The following is a 7,863-nucleotide window of genomic DNA, read 5'->3' on the forward strand; positions in this document are numbered from 1 at the left end:
CCCCCCCCCCCCCCACGAAAAGGAGTCCACCATGAGAAGCGGAGCCGCACCCTCCGCCAGGAGGCGCAGACTCGCCGCGGTCGCGGCCGGCGCCCTGACGGCGGCCATGCTGGCGACGGTGGCGACCACGGCCGGGGCCGCGGAGCCCCCGGCCGGGACCGACCGTTCCGGGCAGGCGGCACAGCAGACGCAGAAGGCCGGGACCGCGCAGAAGCCCCGGGCCGCCCAGGCGGCGCCGGCCGCCGCCGCGGCCGCCTGCGGCGAGGGCTCGTACCAGGCCGAGGCCGTGAAGAGCGGGAGCACCTGGACCGCGCGCCGGGGCGGCAGAACCGTCTACACCGGCGGCAGCATGCGCGACGCGATGCAGGCCGCGATCGCCAGCCTGACCCCCAACCGCTCCTCCAAGGAGCGCGTGGTGGTGCGGGGTTCGGGCTCGATCAGCGCCGGGACCAGGGTGTCGCTGCCGAGCAACACCGCCATCGACGTGTGCGGCACCGTCGACGTCACCGGCTCCGGCTCCGGCGACCAGGCGCCGATCTACTCCCGCGGCGCGACGAACGTCGAGGTCGGGCATCTGACCGTCACCGGCCGCCCGCTGTACGGCATCTTCATGCGCAACGTCAGCAACGTGGTGCTCGGCCGGATCGACATGCGCCTCTCCGGCGGTCTGGGCATCCGGATCGACAACCACGGCGACCGCTCGTCGCGCTCGCGCAACATCCGCATCGACGACGTCTATGTCTCGGGCACCAGCAACCACGGCGTGGAGACCTACGGGGTGGACGGGCTGACGATCGGGACGGTGACCGCCCGCGACGTCGGCTACTCCGGACTGCTGCTCAACGACACGATCAACGCCACGGTCGGGAAGGTCGACGCCGACAACACCGCCACCGGCACCGGCTACGCGGCGTTCCGGATGGCCAACCGCAATGGCCGGATCAGTGGCGGTTATCCGACCAACATCCGCGTCGGCGAGGTCGTCGCCCGCGGCGGCGGGCGCGGGGTCTTCTGCGTCTCCGAGAGCGGCGGCGCCGTCATCGACCGGGTGACGCTGACCAACACCGGCAACAACGCCATCCTGATCGAGAACTGCTACAACGTCACCATCGCCTCCCAGGGCGGCACGGTCAGCGGCGGCGGGGAGGTCAGGCTGGCGGCCCGCAGCGAGTTCCCGGGCAACCGGGACGTCACCCTGCAGAACCTGACGCTGAGCAACACCTCGCTCAGGGAGAGCCCCTGCGGTACGAACATCACCTACCGCAACCTCACCCTGAACAACACCAGCCGGAACACCTGCTGAGCGGACAGGGACTGCGGTGGGGAACCGCGCGGCGTCCTCCGCCCCGCTTCCGCGGCGGAGGACGCCGCTTTCGCACAGGCCGCGGGCCGGGGCGGTCAGCCGTCGGCCGCGCCGCCGCGTACCACGCAGGAGCGGTCGTTCTCCCAGCCCCAGCCGTCGCCGTCGGGGTCGGAGGCGCCGCCGTTCACGCAGTACGGGTAGCCGTTGGGCGCGGTCTTGCCGGAACCACCCCCGGAGCCGCCGTAGACGGTCGCCTCCCGGGAGGTGGCGGCGATGCCGTTCGCACCGTTGAAGAAGCGCTGGCCCCAGCTGGTCAGGGAGTTCGGGTCGAAGCCGTCGACCATGTCCAGGTACTCGCCGCCGCCGCCGTTGCCGCTCCAGGACCAGCCCAGGTAGCCCACCCGGAGCGACTGCGCGGTCGCCATGATCGCGTTCTCGTCCGGATCACCGTCACCGTGGTTGTGGCCGAACTCGCCCACCACGATCGGCAGTCGGTTGCCGACGAAGTGGTTCAGATAGGACTGGACCCTGGAGGCGGTGTCGTAGACCCCGTACATGTGGACGGAGAAGATCGTGTTGCGGTCGGGGTCGGAGGCGAACACCGTCGAGGCGTTGTCCCTCATGGTGTTCGACCAGTCCTGGCCCCAGTTGGGCGCGTCGACCATCAGCGCGTGGTCGAAGCCGGCGTCGCGCAGCTTCCGGATCGCGGAGCTGGTGTCGGCCGTCCAGCGGTCGTAGCCGTTGCTGCCGAACGGCTCGTTGCCGATGTTGATGACGACGTGGTTCTCCTGGCCCTCCAGCGCGCTCTTGACGCCGATCCAGTAGTCGGCCGCCCGGTCCAGGGAAGTGGCGGCACCGTCCTCGCCGTATCCGGTGGTGTCGTGCACCTCCAGCACGCAGATCAGCCTGTTCTGCCTGCACTGTCCGATGATCGAGGAGATCTCGGAGGCGCTGGTGCGGGTCCACCGGTCGCCGTTGCCGCCCCCATATGAGGCCCTGATTGTTCATGCCATGTCAATAGTCGCGTCACCCGCGCTTCGCTCCGCGTCCTTCGGGCGAGCCGGCCGGCAGGGGGTCCTCGACGCGGACGGGCGGACACGGGGCCGCGCGCCGGCGGAGGGTCCATGCACCGAGTGGCCGCCCGGTGCGGCCGCGGCGCGGTGTAGCGTTGCGGGTTCCGAGCCGCCGGCCCGCCCGTTTCGCAGAGGAGAACCGTGACCCACACCGCCGCGGACACGCGCTACGACACCATGCCCTACCGACGTGTCGGACGCAGCGGGCTGAAACTGCCGGCGATCTCGCTGGGCCTGTGGCACAACTTCGGCGACGACAAGCCGCTGGAGGCCCAGCGGGCGATCCTGCGCCGCGCCTTCGATCTGGGCGTCACCCACTTCGACCTGGCCAACAACTACGGCCCGCCCCCCGGAGCGGCCGAGGCCAACTTCGGCCGCCACCTCGCCCGCGACTTCCGCCCCTACCGCGACGAGATGGTGATCTCCACCAAGGCCGGCTACGACATGTGGCCCGGCCCGTACGGCGAGTGGGGCTCGCGCAAGTACCTGCTGGCCAGCCTGGACCAGAGCCTGAGCCGCATGGGTCTGGAGTACGTCGACGTCTTCTACTCCCACCGCCACGACCCCGACACGCCCCTGGAGGAGACCATGGGGGCGCTGGACACCGCCGTCCGGCAGGGCAAGGCGCTCTACGTCGGCATCTCCAACTACAGCCCCGAGCAGACCCGCGAGGCCGCCCGCATCCTGGCGGAACTCGGCACCCCGCTGCTGATCCACCAGCCCTCGTACTCGATGTTCAACCGCTGGGTCGAGGACGGTCTGCTCGACGTCCTCGACGAGGTGGGCGCCGGCTCGATCGCCTTCTCCCCGCTGGCCCAGGGCCTGCTCACCGACCGCTACCTGTCCGGCATCCCCGCCGGGTCCCGGGCCGCGGGCGCCAGTCCGTTCCTGACGGCCGAGGGCATCACCGAGGAGACGCTGGCCACGGTCCGCGCGCTCGACTCCCTCGCGCGGCGGCGCGGCCAGACCCTGGCGCAGACGGCCATCGCCTGGATCCTGCGCGGCGGGCGCGTGACCTCCGCGCTCGTCGGGGCCAGCAGCGTGAGGCAGCTGGAGGACAACGTCGCGGCCGCCGGCAACCTCGACTTCACCGACGACGAGCTCGCCGAGATCGAGAGCCACCTCGCAGGCCAGGCCGGTTAGGCCGGCCCGCTCCGGGAAACCCGGGCTCCCGGAGGAACCGGGGCCCGGGAGAGGAGCGGGGCATGGCCGTCTCCGTGACGGTGTGGACCGAGTGCGGACCGGACGGCGCCGGGATCGCCGCCGTCTACCCGGAGGGAATGCGGCACGCCATCACCGGCGCACTCACCCCCCATGGCGAGTTGCGCGTGCGCACGGCCACCATGGACGAGGAGGAGCACGGGCTCGGCGGCACGGCGCTGGACGAGACCGACATCCTGTTCTGGTGGGGGCACAAGCGGCACGGCGAGGTGGACGACGAGGTCGTGGCGCGGGTGCACGCCCGGGTGCTGGAGGGCATGGGGCTGGTCGCCCTCCACTCCAGCGCGGAGTCGAAGGTCTTTTGCGCCCTGACGGGCACCAGCGGCCGGATCTCCGGCTGGCGCCACGGCGACCGCGAGGTGGTGTGGACGGTCGACGTCACGCATCCGGTGGCCGCCGGGGTGCCGCGGCCGATGGTCATCGGCGAACAGGAGATGTACGCCGAGCCGTTCGACGTGCCCGCCCCCGACGAGCTGGTCTTCGTCTCCTCCTTCGCGGGCGGGGAGGTCTTCCGCAGCGGGATGGCCTGGCGGCGGGGGCTCGGCAGGGTCTTCTACTTCAGTCCGGGCCACGAGGAGTACCCGGTCTACCGCCACGCGGGCGTCCGCACCGTCCTGGCCAACGCGGCCTTCTGGGCGTCCGGTTCGGCGGGACCGGCCGGGCCCGCCGAACCGGTGAGGGGGCCGGTGCCCTGGACGTCGCTGCCGCGCGAGAGGGGCTGGTACGAGCGGTGACGGGCCTCGACCTCAGTGCCCGGCCGACAGCCGGCCCGTCGCCAGGCCGTCGCTGATGTCGCGGGACAGGCGCGAGGCCAGCTCGTCCAGGCGCCCGCGGTACTCCTCGAACTCCGTCAGCCGCCGGAACACCTCGCTGTAGCGTGCCTGCTCGGCCAGCGGCAGCTGGAGCACCTGGAGCCTGCGCACGTCCACCCGGGACGCGCTGGAGGCGTGGGTGCCCGCCTGGCGGCCGTTGGAGGGTGCGCGCAGACAGCCCGCGAGGAACCAGGCGTCCATCTTCTCCGGATCCACGCGCAGCGCGTACAACTGGGCGCCGAGCACGGTGGGCGGGCCCTGGTGCACCCAGGCGGCGAAGGCGCGGATCACCCCGGCCACCACCACGTCGCCGGGCCTGGCCACCAGCATTCCGCGCTCGGAGACGTCCGAGGGGTGCAGCCGGCCCGTCGGCCCGCTGCCCTGGAGCAGGTCCGGCACGGTCAGCAGGGGCAGACCGTCCTCGCCCGCCCCGCCGCCGCGGACCGTCCCGTCCGGCGGCTGCTGGCCGCCGCGCAGGGTGAGCGCCCCGGCCCGGGCCAGGTCGCCCACGGTCGTCCTGGGCTGCGCGCCCCCGCCGTCCCCGGCCGCCTCCAGGGCGGACAGCGCCCGTCCCGCGGCGCGCAGTCCGGCCAGAGCCTCGCCGAAGCCGCTCCAGGCGCTCTCCAGATCGAGTTCGTCGCCGCCGGGGGCGGGGGAGACATGGCGCCCGGGGGTGAGGTCGACCTCGTCGTCCAGCAGCTCGATGACGGCCATGCGCCGGGCGCAGTCCGGCAGTTCGGCCGCCCCGCTGTCGTAGGCGCGCACAGCGGTCCGTACGAACTCGCCCAGCGCGTCCCAGTCCACTCCGCCCTCGCGGGAGGCCGCCGCCCGCTGGGAGGCCGCCGCGTCGGCGAGCAGGACCCCGTTGTCCTCGGCGGGCCCGGCGCCCTCGGGGGCGCGCAGCAGCCACAGGTGCAGTGAGACGCTGTGCGGCTGCGCGCAGCCGGGGGGCAGGGCGATGACGGCGCGCAGCAGTCCGGCGCGCAGCAGCGCGCCGCGGATCCTGCGGCCCGCCCGGCGGGAGGCGACGGCGGGCGGCAGCAGCAGCACGGCGGTGCCGCCCGGCCGCAGCCGGGCCAGGGCGTGCTGCACCCAGGCGAGTTCGGACTCGGTGCGCGGCGGCAGGCCGTGCACCCAGCGCCGGTCGGTGGACAGCTCCTCGTAGCCCCAGTCGCGTTCGTTGAAGGGCGGGTTGCACAGGACGACGTCCGCCGTGGCCTGCTCATGCGGGTCGGCGCGCAGGGAGTCGCCCTCCCGTACGTCCGCCGTCACCCGCGCCCCGCCCGCGTCGGCCTTGCCCGCCCTGCCGGTCTTCCCCGTCTTCCCCGCCTTCCCCGCGGCGCCCGCCTCGTCGGTGACGAAGGCCAGCCGTGCGGCGGCCAGCGCGGCCAGCGCCGGGTCGCTGTCGCAGCCCAGCAGGGTGACGGGTGCCGCCGCCGCGCCCGCCTCGGCCCGTGCGGCGGCGTCCAGCAGGTGGCCCGCGCCGCAGGCCGGGTCGAGCACGGTCGCCCCGCCGTCCCCGGCCGGGGACGGGTGCGCCGCCAGGGCGACCTCGGCCATCAGGTCCGCCAGGGGCCGGGGGCTTGCGCTGACCTGGCGGACATGGGCGTCCAGCCAGCGCTGCAGCAGGAACTCGAAGACCTCCCGCGCCCCTTCGCGCCGTCCCAGCGCCACGGCCTCGTCGACCAGTTCGCCGGCCTGCTCGGACAGGGACGCGGCGGACGCGGAGGCCTTGCCGCCTAGCATCCGCCGTCCGGCCTCGGCGATGGCCAGACCCGTCTCGTCCCGGCTGCCGAGGGCCTCGAAACCGGGCCAGAGCAGCTCGCGTCCCCCGATCTCCTTGAGCTTGTCGTTCTCCCGCAGCCACTGCTCGATCTCGGCGAGGGAGAACTGGGGGCTGGCGTCGGTACCGCCGATCCGGGCGGGGAAGGTGTCGTGGCGGCGACGCCAGTTGCTGACGGCCGCCCGCCCCACCCCTGCGATCCGCGCGATCTCCGCGAGGGTGACCGGCACTGAGCGTGTTGAAGGCATCGAGATCTCCGGGGTCGGATCGGTCGGGGCTGTCACAGGCAACTGTTCGAATTCAAAGCTCCGATGGGAGCGCCGGGATTCGAACAGTCGGTGTCACTGGGCAGGTTACTACGGCGTTTGACACCGTTCACAGAACGAGGCACCGGACCGTGGGGAACGGGCCGTGCGGGGCGTCCCGGAGCTCGGCGGGCGGTCAGCCGCGCTCCGGGAGCGGGTCGGCGAAGCGCCAGCCGCGCGCGAGGAGCTCGTCGACGGCGGCCACCGCCGCCCGCAGCCGCTCCCGGTGGGACCCGCCGACGACCAGGTGAGGCAGGCCGCGGCGGCTCAGCTCGGCGCGGAAGCGGCCGGTCATCCAGGCCCGCAGATGCTCCCCGTCGCGCAGCCCGTCGTCCTCGAAGGGCACGCCGGTGTGGTCGGTCAGCAGCCACAGATGGTGCCTGCCGCGGGCGGCCACGGCCTCCACCCCGGGGTTTCGGCGGCCGGTGTAGCGCTCGTGCCAGACAGTGGTGGCCAGGGCGTCGGTGTCGCAGAAGAGCACGGGGGAACCGGTCCGCGCGGCGGCGTCCTCCGCGGCGAGCTGGCGCTCGGCGATCAGCTCGAACTCCTCCGGCTCCCAGACGACCTCCTCGAACGGGGCGCCGGGCCGCCGTGCCCGCAGCCGCGCGTACTTCTCCTCGCTGTACCGCCGCCCGTACTCGGGCACCCATTCCGTCCTGGCCCACACCCCGCCCCGCGAACGGTAGTGCCCGGCGAGGGCGCGGGAGAGGGTGGTGGTCCCGGTGGACTCCGCGCCCAGCACGACGACCCGGCGGGTCAGGGCCGCGCGCACGGGGGCGGCCAGATGTGGCCAGCAGCCGACGGGATCCTCGCGCACCGCGGTCCCGGAGACCGGGTACGCGGTGCGGCCGGGGTCGACGGTGACGGCCGCCGCGCCGAAGCGGCGGCCCAGCTCCGCGCCGTACGCCTCGGAGGTGAAGACCGCGTCGACCGGCCCGGGCACGGCGGCCCGGAAGACCGCCATGTGGGCGTCCCAGGCGGCGGGGTCGGAGTAGTCGACGGGTACGTCGTCCACCGCCCCGATCACCTCTATGCCCTTCTCTGGGTGCTCCTCGCGCATCCACGCCACCCGGTCGGCCAGCGGCACCGACTCCACGGAGGAGGCGCACACCAGCACGGTGAGCCGGCGGCAGCGGGCGGCGGCGGTGCGGACCAGATGGTGGTGGCCGGCGTGCGGCGGGTAGAACTTGCCCAGCACCAGCCCGTGCCCGAACTCCTTCCCCGGCCGCCCGGGTTCTCCGTCCCCCCCCCCCCCCCCCCCCCCCCCCCCCCCCCCCCCCCCCCCCCCCCCCCCCCCCCCCCCGCCCCCCCCCCCCCCCCCCCCCCCCCCCCCCCCCCCCCCCCCCCCCCCCCCCCCCCCCCCCCC

The 7,863-nt window shown here is 74.1% G+C and carries 6 protein-coding genes; 3 read left to right on the forward strand and 3 right to left on the reverse strand.

Annotated features, from left to right (window positions below):
• Positions 1-31: 31 nt before the first annotated feature.
• Entirely contained in the window at positions 32-1,303 is a 1,272-nt protein-coding gene (locus tag IQ279_RS27170) for a right-handed parallel beta-helix repeat-containing protein (protein WP_206351984.1), read from the forward strand.
• A gap of 95 nt (positions 1,304-1,398) precedes the next feature.
• Here the strand turns inward: IQ279_RS27170 and IQ279_RS28735 are convergent, their stop codons facing one another.
• A complete protein-coding gene (locus tag IQ279_RS28735; RefSeq protein WP_307792561.1) occupies positions 1,399-2,304 on the reverse strand; it encodes a cellulase family glycosylhydrolase in 906 nt (301 codons plus the stop codon).
• 213 nt (positions 2,305-2,517) lie between these two features.
• On the opposite strand from IQ279_RS28735, the gene mgrA reads away from it, so the two are divergent.
• Complete coding sequence (mgrA, locus tag IQ279_RS27180) at positions 2,518-3,519, forward strand: L-glyceraldehyde 3-phosphate reductase (RefSeq protein ID WP_307792559.1); 1,002 nt, start codon at positions 2,518-2,520, stop codon at positions 3,517-3,519.
• Between the two features lie 62 nt (positions 3,520-3,581).
• Positions 3,582-4,331, forward strand: a complete 750-nt coding sequence (locus IQ279_RS27185; protein WP_206351985.1) for a ThuA domain-containing protein — start codon at positions 3,582-3,584, stop codon at positions 4,329-4,331.
• A gap of 12 nt (positions 4,332-4,343) precedes the next feature.
• On the opposite strand, the gene IQ279_RS27190 is transcribed toward IQ279_RS27185, so the two are convergent.
• Positions 4,344-6,440 carry an N-6 DNA methylase gene (locus IQ279_RS27190; RefSeq protein WP_206351986.1) on the reverse strand — a complete coding sequence of 699 codons (2,097 nt, stop codon included), beginning with the start codon at positions 6,438-6,440 and terminating at the stop codon, positions 4,344-4,346.
• A 193-nt stretch (positions 6,441-6,633) separates the two neighbouring features.
• A complete protein-coding gene (locus IQ279_RS27195) occupies positions 6,634-7,695 on the reverse strand; it encodes an AAA family ATPase (RefSeq protein WP_307792560.1) in 1,062 nt (353 codons plus the stop codon).
• Positions 7,696-7,863: the final 168 nt, after the last annotated feature.

Origin of the sequence: Streptomyces verrucosisporus (genome assembly GCF_017114865.1) — a bacterium.
Classification (GTDB): domain Bacteria; phylum Actinomycetota; class Actinomycetes; order Streptomycetales; family Streptomycetaceae; genus Streptomyces; species Streptomyces fenghuangensis.

Coding starts and splice junctions, on each gene's coding strand:
- IQ279_RS27170 (WP_206351984.1), top strand. CDS start 32: ATGAGAAGCGGAGCCGCACCCTCCGCCAGGAGGCGCAGACTCGCCGCG.
- IQ279_RS27185 (WP_206351985.1), top strand. CDS start 3,582: ATGGCCGTCTCCGTGACGGTGTGGACCGAGTGCGGACCGGACGGCGCC.
- IQ279_RS27190 (WP_206351986.1), bottom strand. CDS start 6,440: ATGCCTTCAACACGCTCAGTGCCGGTCACCCTCGCGGAGATCGCGCGG.